This window comes from Nocardioides sp. CPCC 206348 (assembly GCF_048654705.1).
Lineage (GTDB): Bacteria > Actinomycetota > Actinomycetes > Propionibacteriales > Nocardioidaceae > Nocardioides.
The window spans coordinates 11,771-12,175 of the sequence record NZ_JBMCZA010000210.1 but is presented as its reverse complement, the minus strand read 5'-3'; the positions used below and the strand labels follow the sequence as shown (position 1 = coordinate 12,175).

The 405-nt window shown below is 71.1% G+C and carries 1 protein-coding gene; it reads right to left on the bottom strand.

Features of this window, described 5'->3' with window-relative positions:
- Positions 1-405: Gfo/Idh/MocA family protein (locus ACOADB_RS20950; RefSeq protein ID WP_420281156.1), on the bottom strand; the 405-nt coding region annotated here is incomplete at both ends.

The following is a 405-nucleotide window of genomic DNA, read 5'->3' as shown; positions in this document are numbered from 1 at the left end:
GTGGGTTCCGATCCGCGATTGCGCGGGACGAAGACGGCCTGCTCGGGGTGGTGGAACTCCGGACCGAGCTCGATCCTGCCGAGGTCGGTCGCGATGGCGGCGCGGCGTGAGGACCACGACGTCATCGATGCATTCATCGTGGCGAGTGCCCCGCCGGGGTAGCGGCCGGCGATCGCGATGTCGAGGTCGACACCGGTGTCCGCCATGACCGCCTCCGCCGACAGCGACTCCGCCTCGCCGAGCATCAGGTGGGCGAGGGTCAGTGGGTAGATGCCCATGTCCAGCAGGGCTCCGCCGCCCAGCTCGGGGGCGAACATCCGGTCGGTCAGCGGCGCGTCGACCCGGAACCCGAGCTCGGCCTGGAGCTGACGTGGTGTGCCGAACCGGCCGGCGGTGAGCTCGGTC